Source organism: Corallococcus terminator, from assembly GCF_049194865.1.
GTDB classification, from domain to species: Bacteria; Myxococcota; Myxococcia; order Myxococcales; family Myxococcaceae; genus Myxococcus; species Myxococcus terminator_A.
Genome location: NZ_JBLZWL010000017.1, coordinates 15,361 through 31,525, shown reverse-complemented (window position 1 = coordinate 31,525; position 16,165 = coordinate 15,361). Strand labels below are relative to the sequence as shown.

At 69.1% G+C, this 16,165-nt stretch carries 9 protein-coding genes and 1 tRNA gene; 9 read left to right on the top strand and 1 reads right to left on the bottom strand.

Annotation, left to right across the window (positions count from 1 at the left end):
* The first annotated feature begins 73 nt into the window (after nt 1–73).
* The 9 genes from ACN469_RS08760 (at nt 74) to ACN469_RS08720 (ending at nt 13,902) form a co-directional block, all read left to right on the top strand.
* Nucleotides 74–763, top strand: coding sequence for a lytic transglycosylase domain-containing protein (locus ACN469_RS08760; protein ID WP_498766081.1), 690 nt, complete (start codon nt 74–76; stop codon nt 761–763).
* Nucleotides 720–2,270, top strand: coding sequence for a tetratricopeptide repeat protein (locus ACN469_RS08755; protein WP_498766079.1), 1,551 nt, complete (start codon nt 720–722; stop codon nt 2,268–2,270). The genes ACN469_RS08760 and ACN469_RS08755 overlap by 44 nt, the downstream gene beginning before the upstream one ends.
* 11 nt (nt 2,271–2,281) lie before the next feature.
* Nucleotides 2,282–2,971 (top strand): CDP-diacylglycerol--glycerol-3-phosphate 3-phosphatidyltransferase, encoded by a 690-nt coding sequence (gene pgsA / locus ACN469_RS08750; RefSeq protein ID WP_498766077.1) that lies wholly within the window; start codon nt 2,282–2,284, stop codon nt 2,969–2,971.
* Between the two features lie 89 nt (nt 2,972–3,060).
* Nucleotides 3,061–3,135, top strand: a tRNA-Gly gene (locus tag ACN469_RS08745).
* A gap of 260 nt (nt 3,136–3,395) precedes the next feature.
* Nucleotides 3,396–4,178 (top strand): ABC transporter permease, encoded by a 783-nt coding sequence (locus tag ACN469_RS08740; RefSeq protein WP_498766075.1) that lies wholly within the window; start codon nt 3,396–3,398, stop codon nt 4,176–4,178.
* Nucleotides 4,179–4,187: 9 nt separating this feature from the next.
* A complete protein-coding gene (locus tag ACN469_RS08735; protein ID WP_498766073.1) occupies nt 4,188–5,480 on the top strand; it encodes an ABC transporter ATP-binding protein in 1,293 nt (430 codons plus the stop codon).
* A gap of 73 nt (nt 5,481–5,553) precedes the next feature.
* On the top strand, nt 5,554–9,369 hold the full coding sequence (locus ACN469_RS08730) for a rhamnosyltransferase WsaF family glycosyltransferase (RefSeq protein ID WP_498766071.1): 3,816 nt from the start codon (nt 5,554–5,556) through the stop codon (nt 9,367–9,369).
* 274 nt (nt 9,370–9,643) lie between these two features.
* Entirely contained in the window at nt 9,644–11,614 is a 1,971-nt protein-coding gene (locus ACN469_RS08725; protein WP_498766068.1) for a class I SAM-dependent methyltransferase, read from the top strand.
* The gene (locus tag ACN469_RS08720) at nt 11,611–13,902 is read left to right on the top strand and encodes a glycosyltransferase (RefSeq protein WP_498766066.1); all 2,292 of its coding nucleotides are present in this window, start codon (nt 11,611–11,613) and stop codon (nt 13,900–13,902) included. Before ACN469_RS08725 ends, ACN469_RS08720 begins: the two co-directional genes overlap by 4 nt.
* 53 nt (nt 13,903–13,955) lie before the next feature.
* Here ACN469_RS08720 and ACN469_RS08715 read toward each other — a convergent pair whose 3' ends face one another.
* On the bottom strand, nt 13,956–16,148 hold the full coding sequence (locus ACN469_RS08715) for a glycosyltransferase (RefSeq protein WP_498766064.1): 2,193 nt from the start codon (nt 16,146–16,148) through the stop codon (nt 13,956–13,958).
* Nucleotides 16,149–16,165 lie beyond the last annotated feature (17 nt).

The following is a 16,165-nucleotide window of genomic DNA, read 5'->3' as shown; positions in this document are numbered from 1 at the left end:
ACGACTGTAAGTGCCGGAAACAAGGCGTTTTCTTGAGGACTTTCCTGCGTGTGTCTAAGGTTCGGGGGCCGATATGCGTGCCATTCCCGCGCTCAGCCTCTTCGCCGTGCTGGCCTTCCCGCTGTGGGCGGGGGCGTCCGAGTCCATCTATCGGTACGTGGAGAAGGACGGGACCATCGTCTACACGAACGTCCCGCCCTCCGGCTCCAAGGCGGCGAAGAAGATGAAGGGCTCGTTCGCCCAGGCGCCCGCGAAGAGCTCTCCGGCGGTGGGCCGCAAGAACACGCCCCCGGACCTGGACCCGCACATCGTCGCGGCGGCGCTGCGCTACCGCATCCCCACCGCGCTGGTGCGCGCCATCATGCACGCGGAGAGCAACTTCAATAAGAACGCCCTCAGCCACAAGGGCGCCAGCGGACTGATGCAGTTGATGCCGGCGACGGCGTCGGACATGTACGTGAAGGACATCTTCGACGAGCGCGACAACATCGAGGGCGGCGTGCGCTACCTTCGCGTGCTCGCCAACATGTTCGAGGGCGACATGGTGAAGATGATTGCCGCCTACAACGCGGGGCCAGACGCGGTGAAGCGCTACGGCGGCAAGGTGCCCCCCTACGAGGAGACGCAGGGGTACGTCCGCAAGGTGCTCCAGCTCTACTACCACTACAAGGAGCGCGAGCGGCCCGCCGAGAGCGGCCCCCGCGAGCCCACATCCCAGAATGACGACGCGCGTGAAGGGGCGGGCGGAGACGAGCCCCGCTGACGACGAGTTCCTCCAGCAGCTCCACCGCGGTGGCGAGCTGCTGGCCGCCAACAAGGTCATCGAGGCGAAGGAGTTCCTGGAGCGAGCCCACCAGCTCCAACCCCGCAATGAGAAGGCGCAGAACCTCCTGGGGCTCTGCTACTTCAAGCTCGGCCTGTTCGACAGGGCGGCCGAACTCTACGAGATGCTGGTGCGCGACAACCCGGTGGACCCGACGCTGCGGGTCAACCTGGGCCTGGTCTACCTGAAGACGAACGCGCTGCAGCGCGCGGTGCGCGAGTTCGAGACCGCCACCGACTTGTCCCCCGAGCACCAGAAGGCCCAGAACTACCTGGGCCTCGCCCTGGCGCAGATGGGCGAGTACGGCCGCGCGCGTGAGCACTTCCTGCTCGCGGGCAGCGACCAGATGGCGGACAAGATGTCGCGCGCCATCGCCGGGGAGAACTACTCCCGGCCCGCGCCCGCGCCCGTGTCGCCTCCCGTGCGTCCGGAGCCGCCCGCGCCAGCTCGCGAGGTGGCCCCGCCGCCCGCCGCGACAGCCGCGGCACCAAGGGAAGAGGAGATCCGCTTCGCCGAGGACGAGGGCCCCAGCGCGCTGGGCGACACCGACGGTGACGGCGACGAAGGTCCGGTGCTCACCGCCGTGCCCGAGGAGACGGTGGACATCGACGAGGAGCCGCCTCCCGCCGTTGCTCCGAGCCCCCGTGAAGAGCCTCTCCGGGACGCGGCCACAGTGCCGACCCCGGTGCCGCTCACGAAGCTCCAGCTCACCAAGGTCGCCGCGACGCGGAGCCCGGAGGCCGCCGCGAAGGGGGCCACGGTCGCTCCGCGCCCGGAGACGTCCGGCGCACCCCCGTCGTCTACCGCGCCGCTGCTGTCGGAGCTGGCGCCCTCGCTGTCCCTGGACGACGAGCGCGGGGGACGTCCCTTCGTGCTGGGGGAAGGGCGCTTCAGCGTGGCGGTGGACGGGGAGCTGTTGACCCGGCTGGAGGGGGTGGTGGCGCTCCAGGGGCAGGTGACGTTCCAACCGGAGATGAAGCGCTTCCGGGGACGGGCGACGGACAAGCCCTTTGGTGACGGGCCGTCGCGGATGGTCCGGGCGCGCGGGCGCGGGGTGCTCCACCTGGAGCCGGCCGAGCGGCGCATCTTCCTCGCGGTGGACCTGGGCGAGGACTCGGCCTACTTCCGGGACGAGAATGTCTTCGCCTTCGAGGAGCCGGTGATGTTCGAGAACGGCCGGGTGCCGTCGGACATCGCCCCGGACCTGGACCTGGTCCACTTGCGAGGCCAGGGCCAGGTGCTGCTCAACCTGCCGGGGCCGCTGCGCTCGGTGCTGGTGCGCCAGGATGCGCCGGTGACGGTGCCCCTGACGCACCTGGTGGGCTGGCAGGGCAACCTCACGCCCCGAGTGGTGCCCCTGCTCAAGTCCCCCTCGGGCGAGTCGCTGCGCACCGCGGTGGAGCTGGGGGGCGAAGGTTTTGCCCTGATCTCCCTCGGGGTTCGCTAGAAGAGCGCGCCATGGCCATGGACCGAGCGACCCGGAAGCAGCGCAAGCGGGAGGAGCGGGCGCGCCGTCGCGCGGAGCGCAAGCCGAGCGTGCTGGTGCAGGAGTTCTGGAACCTCCCCAACATGCTCACGTTGGGGCGCATCCTCCTCATCCCTCCCTTCGTCTGGTTCCTCTACGACGCGGACCCGCTCAGCTCCCTCTTCGCGGGCCTCGTCTTCGCCGTCGCCTCCATCACCGACGTGGTGGACGGCTACCTGGCGCGCAAGTGGAACCTCATCACCGTGGTCGGCAAGTTCATGGACCCGCTGGCCGACAAGCTCATCGCCATGGCCGCGCTGGTGATGATGGTGCGGCTGGGGCGCATCGCCGCGTGGGTCGTCATCGTCCTGCTCGCGCGCGAGCTCATCGTCAGCGGCCTGCGCACCATCGCCGCGAGCGAGGGCATGGTCATCGCCGCCGGCCAGGAGGGGAAGTGGAAGACCTCCCTCCAGCTCGTGGGCATCATTTCACTCTGCGTTCACTACGTGCACCCGCTGTCGCTCGGCTCGTTCAGCACGCCGGTGGACTACAACCTCGTGGGCAAGGTGCTCGTCTACTTGTCCGGTGCGTTCTCGGTCTGGAGCGCCGTCGTCTACTTCCGCGCGTTCCTCGCCATGCTCGCGAAGCGAGGGGATGAAACGCAGGCTGCGAAAAGTGTTTGACGTGTTCGGAGGGCCTCTGTATACCCCACCTCACTTCGGACGCGGCGCCGACACGGGGCGCGGACGAGAGGGAAGTCGCGGTAACTGATGCGGGAATAGCTCAGCGGTAGAGCATCGCCTTGCCAAGGCGAGGGTCGAGGGTTCAAATCCCTTTTCCCGCTCCAATACGAAGGCCCCCTGGGAAACCAGGGGGCCTTTTTGTTTTGGTTCAATCACACGCATGACTGTCTTGTCCTCGTCGAGCCCGCAGGGCGGCGTTGAGGGGAAAAGCGCTTCCTTGCCCCCGGGGGCGGGAGTGCTGGCGAGCGCGTCGGGCTTGCCCGGGTGACGGGCGGACAACCTCGTTGCGCCGTGAAGGGGTTGGGTGCGGGGGGCATCTGCTTGCCTCGCACGCACTCGGGCCCTGCTATAGAAGGGCCCCTTCATGATTCGCCTCGTCCGAGAACTGTACCAATACCGGGGCCTGCTCCTCAGTCTCGTCCAGCGTGAGCTCAAGGCTCGCTACCGCGGCTCGTTCCTCGGCTTCCTTTGGACGTTCCTGAATCCCACGCTGAACATGCTGGTGTACGCGCTGCTGTTCACCATGGTGATGCGGCAGAACACGCCCAACTACGCGTTCTTCATGTTCGTGGGGCTGTTGCCGTGGATCTGGTTCTCCTCCTCGCTGGCCGCGGGCGCGAGCGCCATCAGCGACCGGCGCGACCTGATGACGAAGGTGCGCTTCCCGGCGCAAGTGCTGCCCACGACGGTGGTGCTGACGAACCTCAGCAACTACCTGCTGTCGTTGCCGCTGATGCTGGGGCTGGGGTTGTTCTACGGCCAGCTCCCCACCTGGCACGTCATCGCCTTCCCCGTGGTGGTCCTCATCCAGTTCGTCTTCACGCTGGCGATGACGTACATCCTGGCCGCCATCAACGTCACGTTCCGCGACTTGCAGCACATCATCGGCAACATCCTGACGATGTGGTTCTTCACCACGCCGGTGCTCTACCAGTCGTCCACCATCGTCGATGAGGGCGTCCGCCGTGTGATTCTGGTGGTGAATCCGATGTCCAGCTTGATGCTCTCCTACCAGGCCATCTTCTACGAGCACCGGCTGCCGGACTTCTGGCCGCTGGCGGGGCTGGCCGCCTTCTCGCTGGCGCTGCTCTGGGGCGCCTCGATCCTCTTTGAATCCCGCCGCGAGGAGTTCGCGGAGTCCATCTGAGCCGTTGCCATGCAGGAACCCCTCGACGCCATTGTCATGCGCGATGTCGTGAAGAGCTTCCGGAAGAGGACCATCCGGGGCGAATACACGACCTTCAAGTCCGAGCTGCTGCGCTGGTTGCGCGGCAAGCGCCAGCCCCGGGAAGGTGGACTCATCACCGCCCTGCGCGGCATCACCCTGAACATCCCCCGGGGCAAGACGGTCGCCATCATCGGCCGTAACGGCTCCGGCAAGAGCACGCTGCTCAAGCTCATCACCGGCATCTACGCGCCGACCTCCGGCCACATGGAGATCAACGGACGCATCTCCGCGCTGCTCGACTTGGGCGCCGGGTTCCACCCGGACTTCTCCGGGCGGGAGAACATCCTCATCAACGGCATCATCCTCGGCATGTCGCGCGCGGAGGTCCGTGAGCGGATGGACGAAATCATCGCCTTCAGCGAGCTGGGCGAGTTCATCGACGAGCCGGTGCGCACCTACTCCAGCGGCATGTACATGCGGCTGGCGTTCGCGGTGGCCACGCACGTGGACCCGGACATCCTCATCGTCGACGAGATTCTCGCCGTGGGCGACGAGCACTTCAGCAAGAAGAGCATGGCGAAGATGACGGAGTTCAAGAAGCGCGGGAAGACCATCGTCCTGGTCACCCACGACCTGGGCACCGTGGAGCGCTGGTGTGACGAGGCCGCGTGGATCGACGGTGGCTACATCCGCCGCGTGGGTCGTCCGTCCGAAGTCGTCGCCGAGTACAAGCAGGCCATCGCCCTGGCGGAGGCCCAGTCCGTGGTCTTCACCCCTCCGGCGCTGACCGAGGACGGCGGCGCGCTGCCCCAGGTGAACGTGCCCGGCGCGGATGCGCCCGTGCGCCTCTCCGGCCTGAAGCTGGTGAGCCCCTCGGGAGAGGCGGCCCCCCTGCTGACGCCCGAGTCCTCCGTGGAGGCCTGCGTGGACTTCTCCTCGCAGGGGCCGTGCGAGGACCTGGTGTTCGAGGTGGCGCTCCAGAACCTGGAGGGGCGCCCGCTGTACGAGACGAGCACCCGGGTGGAGTCGGTGCCGCTGCCCAGGGAGCTGCCCTCATCGGGGCGGGTGCGCTTCGTGCTGGAGCGCCTGGGCCTTCTGGCGGGCACCTACGTGTGCGAGGTGACGGCGCGCACGAAGGGTGGCGTGTCCCGGGAGACCTGCACCTTCGTGGTGACGTCCTCCGTGGCGGAGCGCGGGATCTTCCGGCCCGTGCACCACTGGGTGGTGGAGCCCGTGACGGTGCCCGTGGCGCCCGTGCTCGCGGGCGTGGGTCATCCCTGAGCCGCGCGGAGGGCTCGCGTCGCGAGCAGGGTAGCCGTGCGGCCGGCACGTGAACGAGAGAGGCGGTACGGCGGTGAAGACAGTGCTGGAGAAGCTCGCCGGTGACGCGGAGGCGCCCGATGCGGCGCCCGGCGCGGGGGACCTGGCGCGGATGGTGGCGGTGGTGCGCTCGCTGCTGGACTCGCGTCGTCCCTGTCTGCCCGAGGCCTGTGAGGAAGTGACGGCGCTGGAGGGCGCGCTGCGACTCCTGACGGCGCAGCTGCATCGCGCGCGTCCGGATGGAGCGCATGCGCTGACGCCCCTCCAGGAGGCCGCGCGGTGGGCGGTGCCGCACGAGTTCTCCGTGCCGGACTCGCACCGGGCCGCCCGGCTGGGCAAGGTGGTGACGGCCACCAAGCGCGCCTTCATCGAGGGGCTGCAGCCCTTCCACGTGGAGTCGCTCCGTCCCCAGGCGGACTTCAACAAGGCCGTGCTGCGGGTGCTGGAGTACCTGACGGTGCACCGGAGCCTGGGGCTCGGCGAGGACCTTTCGTCGTGGGCGCGCGCGCAGCTCGAGCCCAAGGCGGACCCGACGCGCTGGAAGGTGGCGCGCTCGCACCGGGGCGGCGCGCTGGGCTCGGTGGTGGAGGCAGCCAAGCGCTCGTACCTCTCCGCGGCGGGGCCCATGCTGGAGGGGCTGCTGCGGGGCCAGGCGGAGTGGAACACCGCCATGGTGGAGGCCGTGGTCTCCGCCGCGGGGCCGCGCGCTCCGGACGAGGCCACCGGCGCGAAGTGGGTGGCGAACCTGTGCGAGCGCAATGACCCGCTGCGGCCGGAGGCGATGTCCCGGACGCTGCGCGCGGGAGCGCCGCTGTGGACCGAGCTGTTTCGCCGGCAGACGCGCTTCAACGAGCAGGCGGTGCTGGCGCTCGCGGGTGTGCTGGGGACTCGCACGCCTCCGCCTCAACCGCCAGCGCTGGGTGACTACGAGGGCTGGTGTGCACGCCGGGAGCCCGGGGACATCGACGTGGCGCGCGAGGCAATGACTTCGCTGGCCACCCGGCCTCGGGTGTCGCTCATCACGCCCGTGTCCGACACGCCCGAGTCCTTCTTCCGCGAGTGCGCGGACTCCGTGCGCGCGCAGGTGCATCTCGACTGGGAGTGGGTGCTGGTGGAGGACGCCAGCACGGCCCCGCATGTCGCGGCGATGCTGCGCGAGGTGGCGGCACAGGACACTCGCATCCGGGTCGTCTCGCTGGAGCAGGGCGGGGGCTCGGCCCGGGCGACGAACGCGGGACTGGCCGTGGCGACGGGCGAGTGGGTGGGCTTCCTGGACTGCGGAGACACGCTGGCGCCGCATGCGCTGGCGGAGGTGGTGCTGGCCACCTCGGCGGAGCCCTCGCTCGACGTCGTCTACAGCGACGAGGACCGACTGGACGCGCAGGGGCGGCGCACCGCGCCCTTCTTCAAGCCGGACTGGTCTCCGGACCTGCTGCGCTCGGTGAACTACGTCCGCTACTTCCTCGTCGCGCGCAAGCGCCTGCTGGACGCGGTGGGAAGCGTGCGCGAGGGGTTCGACGGCGCGTGGGACTTCGACCTGATGCTGCGGCTGAGCGAGGCTGCGCGCGGCATCGGCCATGTGGCGAAGGTGCTCTACCACGGGCGCGCGAATCCGGAGCTGCTCTCCAGCGCCTCGGCGGGACTCACCGGGGCGACGGACGCGGGCGAGCGGGCCCTGCGCGAGCACCTGGCGCGCAAGTCGGAGTCGGCCGAGGTGACGAGCCCCGCGCCCGACAGGTTCCGCGTGCGCTACCCGGTGCGAGGCGCGCCGAAGGTCTCCATCATCGTCCCGTTCAAGGACCGGCCGGACCTGCTGGAGCTGCTGGTGCCAGGGCTGCTGGCGCGCACCTCGTATCCCCACTTCGAGGTGTTGCTCGTCTCCAACAACAGCGTGAAGCCGGAGACCTTCGCGCTGCTGGAGCGGCTGACGGACCCCCGGTTGGTGAAGCTGACGTGGGACTTCCCCTTCAACTACCCGGCCATCAACAACTGGGCGGCGAAGCAGGCCACGGGCGAGCTGCTCCTCTTCCTCAACAACGACATGGAAGTGGTGGACCCCGGCTGGCTGGAGGAGCTGGTGTCGCAGGCCCAGCGCCCGGAAGTCGGAGCGGTGGGTTGCAAGCTGCTCTTCCCCGAGGGGACGGTGCAGCACGCGGGCGCGGTGGTGGGAATCACCGGCATGGCGGGGCATCCCTTCTGGCGTCTGCCGGATGGCCCCATCTCCACGCCCTTCGGCCACACGGAGTGGACGCGCAACTGGCTGTCCGTCACCAGCGCGTGTGTCATCTTCCGGCGCGACGTGTTCGACAGTCTGGGCGGCTTCGATGAGCGCTTCCAGGTGTGCGGCAGTGACGTGGACATCGGCCTGCGGCTCAACCAGCGCGGGTTGCGGGTGGTGTGCACTCCACACGCGCGGCTCATCCACCACGAGTCCGCCAGCCGGCGCGCGGACTCCGTCCCTGAGTCCGACTACTGGCGCTCCTACGTCTCCTATCGACCGTGGCTGGGAGAGAAGGGCGACCCCTTCTACAACCCCAACCTCTCGCTGCTCGGCACCGACTGCACGCTGCGTCAGCACGCGGAGACGGGCGAGACGCTGGCCCTGCGCACGCTGACGCATGACGTGCCCAGCGCCCAGGACGCGGCGATGGAGGCCCGGGCGCTCGCCCAGCGCCACCTCGTGGAGCACCTGGGTGAGCTGGACTTCACGCCGGAGCAGGCAGCGGAGTCGCGCGCGACGGCCCCGACGGCGCTGGCGGCGCTGCGCTCACGCGGCAAGGTGCGCACGGCGACCTGGTTCATCCCCGCCTTCGGCCACGTCTACGCGGGCATCCACACGCTGTTCCGCTTCGCGGACCTGATGCACCGCCGCCACGGCGTGCGCAACGACTTCGTCGTGTACGACAAGCCCGGTGCCAGCCCCGGTGACTTCGAGGCGCGCGCGGCCACTGTCTTCCCGGAGGCGGCGGGGGCCTTCCGCGTCCTCTCCGGCGCGGCGGACCTGGCGCGGCTTCCCCCGTGCGACCTGGCCATCGCCACCTACTGGACGTCCGTGTATCAGGTGCTGCGCCACCCGAGCGCGGGCGTGCGCGCGTACTTCGTCCAGGACTACGAGCCCATGTTCTTCGCGGCGGGCACCCAGTCCGCGCTGGCGGAGCAGACGTATCAGCTCGGCTTCCAGGGCATCTTCAACACCCCGGGCCTGCGCGACACGGTGCGGGCGCTGCACGGCATGGATGGCTTCGCCTTCGAGCCCGCGGTGGACGGAGCGCTCTTCCATGACCGGCGCCCCGCGCGCCGGGGACCCGTGCGCGTCTTCTTCTACGGGCGTCCGGGCAACGAGCGGAACGGCTTCGAGCTGGGGCTCGCGGCGCTGACGCGGCTCAAGCGCGAGCTGGGCCCGGCGGTGGAGATTGTTACTGCTGGAGCCGAGTGGCACCCGGAGTCGTATGGCGTTCGTGGCCTGGTGACGAATCTGGGCGTGCTCCCCGCGGAGCGGACGGCGGCGCTCTACCGCGAGTGCGACGTGGGCCTGTGCTTCATGTTCACCCGGCACCCCTCCTACCTGCCACTGGAGATGATGGCGTGCGGGATGACCGTGGTGACGAACGACAACCGCGCCAATCACTGGCTGCTGGAGGATGGGCGCAACTGCTTGCTGGCCGCGCCAACCCCTGGCTCGGTGCTGGCGCGTCTGCGGACGGCGGTGCTGGACGCGGACCTGCGCACCCGGCTCGGAACCCGCGCCGCCGAGCGCGTGCGGCGCACGACCTGGGAGCAGCAGGTGGACCAGATGATGGCGCATCTGCTGACGCCGGAGGTTGGAGCAGTCCGCTCGGCCATCGAGTGATGGAGGTCACCCGGGGCCCGCTCGGCTGGCAAGGGGGCGGGCGGATAGCCGAGAATGCGGAAATCGCCAATGCGTCCAAGGTCCTCCCTGGGCGCTTTTACTCTTCACTTACAGCACGTCCCTTGCCTGACTGCCGCCAGGCATGGGAATGGTTGCGCTGCTGCGGAAATCCCGCTGGCAACCTTCTTCTTCGGTCCATGCAGGCGGCGCAACTCTACATCGGCACATGTACAAAGACATCAAGAGCGAGGGCCCGAATGGGGACGCGGCCCAGATGAGCGACAGTCTCCATTTCTGGAAGACGACCAGCGGCCACTCCTATCGGGAACTGGTGCGAGTCCGCGAGGGTCAGGGGAACATCGCGTACGGTCAGCAGGAACGCGCGGTGACCGCGCTCATCCGCTCCGAACAGCGCCGGCTGGACCGCTCGCTGTCAGTGTTGGAGTTCGGCTGTGGCTTCGGCCAGCACGCGGCATACCTCTCCCAGCTCTCCCAGGTGCGCTACCACGGGTACGACATCTCGGAGTCGATGACGGAGCCGCTGCGCCAGGAGCCGCCCGCCTCGCTGCGCCCCGTGGAGGAGCGCATCTTCTGTGGGGACGACCCGCTCGCCGCCGTGGGGGGCCGCCGCTTCGACGTCGTCTTCTCCGTCTCCACGCTCGTGCACAACCCGAGTGAGCGCATCACCGCCCTGCTGGAGACCATGGGGCAGCTCGTGCTGCCCGGCGGCATGCTGGTGCTGGTGGAGAACCCGCTGATGCCCACCAGCGTGTGGGACCCCTCGTGTCATCCGGGCTCCTGGCTCCACGCCTTCGCGGACCTGCTGCCGGAAGGGTGGGACCTGCACCACGGCCCCGGGCTCGTGGAGACGCACGACGTCTACGTCCTCAAGCGCCATGCGGGCCAGGGCCGGCGCTACTTCCAGCTCGTGGGGACGGAGGCTCCGCGCGACGAGTCCCAGCCGCTGACGCTGGAGGCGCTGCACGCGCGCGCCATGCCCCGGCTGCTGGAGTGGGCGGGCCGGGCGAGCAAGTCGATGGCGGCGCCCGTCACGAGCAGCGAGGCGAAGGTGGCGGAGCTGACCGAGCGCCTGGCGGTGGAGTCCGCGCGCTTCGCGCGTCGCCAGCGGCTCCAGGGACTCTCCGACGACCTCGCCCGCCTGCGGGCCGCGCGGGTGCCGTTCCCGGACGCGCCGGCTCCGCAGGCGCCGCAGTCTTTCGTCCCCGGCTTCATCCACAACGCAGCGATGGACACCCGCTGGTCCGCGGACCTGCCCCAGTTCGGCAAGCTGATGCACGTGTTCCACCAGGAGTGGCACGGCATTCGCGCCGCCGCCGGCTATCTGCCGGGGCAGAAGCTGGCCATCGCCGCCGAGCGCGTGTTGGACGAGCGAGAGCTGCGCGCCTCGCTCGAGGTCGTCGAGCGCAGCGGTTGCCGCCAGGTCATCGTCCACGGCTTCTCCACCAACGCCCGTGACTTCGTCGTGTTGCTGCGACGCGCGCTCGGCTCCTCGGTGCGAATCCTCGCGCTGTGGCACGGCTCGTCGGCGCAGTTCCACAACTCGTTCGAGCTGGACTGCTTCGCGCAGCTCATCGACTTGCGGCGGCGTGGCATCCTCGACGCGGTGGCGACCGTCAAGCCAGGCATGCACCTGTTGGCACCCGAGGTCTTCCCGAAGACGGTGCTCAACCTGCCGCCCCGGCTGTCGGAGGCCGACCGCATCCTTCCGTCGCGCCGCCTCACGCGCGCCGCGCTCATCCCCACGCCCAATGACTGGCGGAAGAACTTCTTCACCAACCTCTTCGCCTGCCAGGCGTCCTCTCGCATCGACGACATCTACGTCACCGCGAGCTACCACCTGCCGGACGCCATGAAGAGTCCCCGGCGCATCCACCATGTCGCGCGCCCCAGCCGCACGGAGCTGTTCGACCTGGTGCGCCGCTGCGACATCGTCCTCAACGCCTCCTTGTCGGAGTGTCAGCCCATGACGGGGCTGGAGGCGCTCGCGCTGCGCGTGCCGTGTGTCCATGGGCCGCTCAGCCTGGGCGCGCTGGACTCGCATCCCTTCCAGAAGCTCGCGCAAGTCTCGGGCGTGGACTCCGTGGAGGTCGTCGCCGCGGCCATCGAGCGGATGGTGGCGCTGCGAGACCGCTCGCCCGAGGAGCTCACACAGATGATGGTGGATTACGAGCGCGCCCTCACGGTCGAGGCGGTCAAGGTCCTGGAGGAGTTCGTTCAATCATGAGCCCTCGCCGCGTCTGCCTCGTCACCGACGAGATGTACCCCTTCACCGCGGGCGGTATCGGCCGCGTCATCCACAACCTCGTCGAGGAGTCGCTCCAACGTGGGCTGGATGTGGAGATGCACCTGCTGTTCCCGTCGCGCACGACGGTGAAGCCGCGGGAGGTGGAGCGCTATTTCCAGGACAAGGTGAAGGTGCACGTCGCCGCGGCCCGCCGCGAGTGGGAGGTGAGCTTCGACGACGGAGGCGTCTACCCGCCGCCCGGCGCCTTCACCGACTCCACGAGCCATGCCCAGTCGATGGAGCTGCTGCTCCAACTGCGCCGGCTGGAGTCCGAAGGTGTTCGCTTCGACGTCATCGAGTTCCCGGACTACCGAGGCTGGGGCTTCTGCGCCATCCAGGAGAAGCTGCTCGGTTGCGGCCTGGAGGATGCGCGGATGGTGGTGCGGCTGCACTCGACGGCCGGGATGTTGGTGCCCTTCGAGCGCCAGCTGCCGAACTGGGAGTACCTGGGCCAGTTCGAGCTCGAGCGCAAGGCGCTGCTGGACGCGGACCTCGTCATCGCCCACATCCCCGGGGTCGCCGAGCTCAACCGCTCGTTCTACGGCTTTCCCGAGTCGTGGCTCGACAAGGTGGTCCATGAGTTTCCGCCCGTCGCGCCGAAGGCGGACCCGGTGCCGCCGCGCACGGAGGGCGAGCCGGACCTGCTCTTCGTCACCAAGATCCAGAACTTCAAGCGGACCGACATGTTCGTCCGGGGTGCGGCCGCGTTCATGCGTCGCTTCCCGGAGTACGGTGGGAAGGCCGTGCTGGCCTGCCATACCGCCAACTCGGCCTTTCTGGCGTATGTCCAGTCGCTGATTCCGGAGGACCTTCGCCCGCGCTTCCTTTTCACCGGGCCGAGCAAGGACCGTGACGCGCTGATGCGGCACGGCATCGTCGTCATCACCTCCGACTACGAGTCGCTCAACCTCACCGCCTACGAGGCCTCTGGCGCGGGCGCCACGCTGGTGCTCAACGGCAAGTGTGTGGCCTTCGCGCCGGGAAGCCCCTTCATCGATGGGGTGAACTGCTACACGTACGACGGCTCGGTCGAAGGGCTCGTGGAGTCCCTGGCACGTGCGTGGCGTGCTCCGGCGTTGCGCCAGGTGGAGTGGACCGCGCAGCCCGCGTACTGGGAGATGCCCTGGGAGCGGCCCGCGGTGGCCCGGCTGGCCCCGGACGCCGACCTGCCGCTCGTCAGCGTGCTCATCACCAACCACAACCTGGGTCGCTTCCTGCCGGAGACGCTGGCGAGCGTCGCGGACAGCGACTACCCGGAGATTGAAGTCATCATCGTGGACGACGCCTCGACGGGCGCGTTCGACCACGAGGTGCTCAACCGCATCGAGGAGGCCTGCGCTTCCGGCGCCAGCGGCGTGAAGCTCATCCGCAACCCCGTCAACCGGGGCCTGCCGGCCTCACGCAACATCGGCCTGCGCGCGGCGACGGGGGACTACATCCTCCCGCTGGACGCGGACGACTGCATCAGCCCCACCTTCATCCGCATGGCGGTGGAGGCGCTGGAGCGCCACCGGGAGTTCGACGTGGTGGTGCCCTCCACGGGCTACTTCGACTCCGACGAGGCCCGGGCGCAGCGGCGCTTCATCGACTACGCCCTCTTCATTGGCGACTGTCCGTCGTTGGGCATGGTGGCCAACCGGCTGTCGTGCGCCACGTCGCTCATGCGCGGCTCGGTGTTCGAGCGCATGCGCTACACGGAGGAGATGACGAGCTACGAGGACTGGGACCTCTACCTGCGCCTGGCGCATGCGGGGCACCGCTTCCTCGTCACCAACGCGCTCCACTTCCACTATCGGCGGCGCAAGGGGTCCATGATCTCCGGCGTCAACCCGCGTCGGCATCAGGAGCTGCTCTTCCAGCTCCACCAGAACCTCGCGCGCCCGCTCCCCGCGGGAGTCCAGCTGGCGGCCTTCGTGCTGCTGGCCTCGCCTCCCAACGTGGCCCGCGCGCCGTCTTCGGAGCCCACGTCGGAGGCGGCGAGCGGAGAGGTGCCGCTGCGCTATGGCGTGGTGGACACCCTCAACTCCACGCTGAAGCGCCTGCCGATGATGCACCGGCTCCTCAAGCTCGCGGCCAGCGGCCTGACGCCGGAAGGCGCGGAGGCACGCCCCACGCGCTACGCGCTGGTGGACCTGCTCAACCGGACGCTCAAGGCGATGCCCGTGGTCCACCCCACGATGAAGCAGGTGATGAAGACCACCAGCAAGCTGGGCATGGGGCGGCGCTGAGCCGCTGTCGGGGTGCCTGCCTCTGGCGTCGGGCACCCCGGCGGGAATGCGGCTCAGCGGTCGGATCGTGACTTGCCGCTGAGCCGGTCCGCGAGCTGGTGGCGCAGGGGCCGCGAGTCGCCTTCCGAGCCCACCATCCACGAGACGGCGCCGCGCAGCGTGTGGTGGACGAAGTCCATGCGCTTGAGCGTGCCGTTGATACTGTCCACGACGCGGGTGAGCAGGGGCCTGGGAATGGCCGCCGCGGCCTGGGCGAGGAGTCGGGCCTCCTGCTTGCGAGCCTCTCCTCGGAGGATGCGAAGCGCGCGCTCGGGATGCGGCGCGAGTCCCGGGTGTTTCTGGTTCAGGTAGGCCAGCAGCCCATCTCTCTCGGAGACGAGCGAGGTCCGCGTCATCGAGTCCAGCCGCACGCGGTAGGAGAACAGGCTCTCGGGGATGACGGAGCCTTCGAGCCCCCGCTCCGCGAGTGAGCAGAAGACATCCCAGTCCTCGAAGCCCGTGAACCACTCGTCGTAGCCACCGGCCTCCTCGACGACTCGTCGCTCCATCAGCGCGGTGCACGTGGAGGCCACGTTGGCCACCCAGAGCGCGTCGCGCTCCATGCCCCACGGCACCCAGCCGCCCGTCACGCGGGTGGCGTCGTCGATGAAGTAGTTCACCAGGGACGTGGCGTAGCCCAGCCCCGGCGTGCCCTCCATCACCGCGACGGCCTTCTCCAGGAACGTCGGAGCGATGAGGTCGTCGGGGTCCAACGGAAGGATGTAGTGCCCGCGGGCGTGCTTCAGCCCCGTGTTGCGCGCCGAGCTCAGTCCGCCATTGCGCTGGCGGATGATGCGCAGGTCCGGAGCGCGGACCCGCTCGAGCATGTCGATGCTCTCCGCGTCGGTGGAGCCGTCGTCCACGAGGACAATCTCGTAGTCGGTGAAGGTCTGCGCGCGGATGGAGCGCAGCGTCTCCGGCAGGTAGTGCCCCATGTTGAAGTAGGGCACCAGCACCGACACGAGTGGGGTGTCGGTCTTCGGCCTGGTGCGCTTGGGGAGCACGCGGTGCCGGACGTCAGCCACGCTCTCCACCGCGGCTTCCACCTGCTTCACGATGCTCGCGGGGGCGCAGTACCCGGCGATACGGGCAGGGGCCTCACGGCGCGCCGTCTCGCGCGGGGTGGGGTGCGTCAGCGCCTTCTCCAGGGTGGCCGCCAGGTGGGCCACATCACCCGCACGGAAGAGCAGGCCGCTGCGCCCATCCTCGATGAGCTCCGCCATGCCTCCCGCGTCGCTGCCCACGACGAGCGCTCCCGCGGACATGGCCTCCAGGCAGCGGTGGGGGAAGTTCTCCCATAGCGAGGGGAAGCAGCACACGGTGGCGTCCGCGAGGGCGACGGCGAGGCCCGGAGTGGAGCGCGCGAGCTCGAACTGGATGCGCTCGCGCCACGCGGGCGCGATACGTCGCTCCAGCGAGGCACGCATGGAGCGGCCAGCCGGCCCCGTCGGAGTGTCTTCGCCAATGAGCAGGAGCGTCGCGTTGAGGCCCCGCTCGAAGAGCGCCTGCATCGCGTCGACGAGGAGGTGGACGCCCCGCTGGTGCTCCAGCGGGCCGAAGTACAACACCTGGGGTCGGCCTTGCTCCTCGGGTGTGGCGCTCTTCGAGACGTCGTGACGGAAGGGATGGGGAACGACGACACCCCGGGTCTCCAGCTTCAGCCGCGAACGCACCTTGTCGAGCAGGGCGTGGGTGGGGGACAGGACCAGATCCGCCTCGCGGATGGAGGTGTCCTCCATGTACTCCCATCGGGCCAGGTCCAGATCCAACGTGGCGACGCCGTTGAGGGCCCGAAGCTCATGGGTGGGCGTGTGCAGCCGCACCGCGAGCACGGCGGAGGCGAAGTGACCCAGCGTGCGCCGGGCTCTCAGCGCGAAGTAGCCCTCGAAGTCGTGCTCGGGGAACTCGATGAAGTCGAAGGCGTGGCGTGCATGCAGCTCGCGCAGGGACGAATAGACGTCCATGGCGTAGCGCATCGGCGCGAAAGGGAAGGCGCCCGCGAAGGCCGAGTCCATCTCCGAGTGGACGGCGTGCACCTGAACGCCGGGCAGCAGGGTGCTCGCGCGTTCGAGGCCCGCGTGAGGCGCGGTGAGGACGTGCACCTCATGGCCCGCCTCGGCGAACGAGCGGCTCATCAGCGACGCATACGTGCCGATGTCGCCCCCGAGGAAGGGAGAAAGCTCTCTGGAGACAAGGCAGATGCGCAAGAAGACCTCGGAAGGGG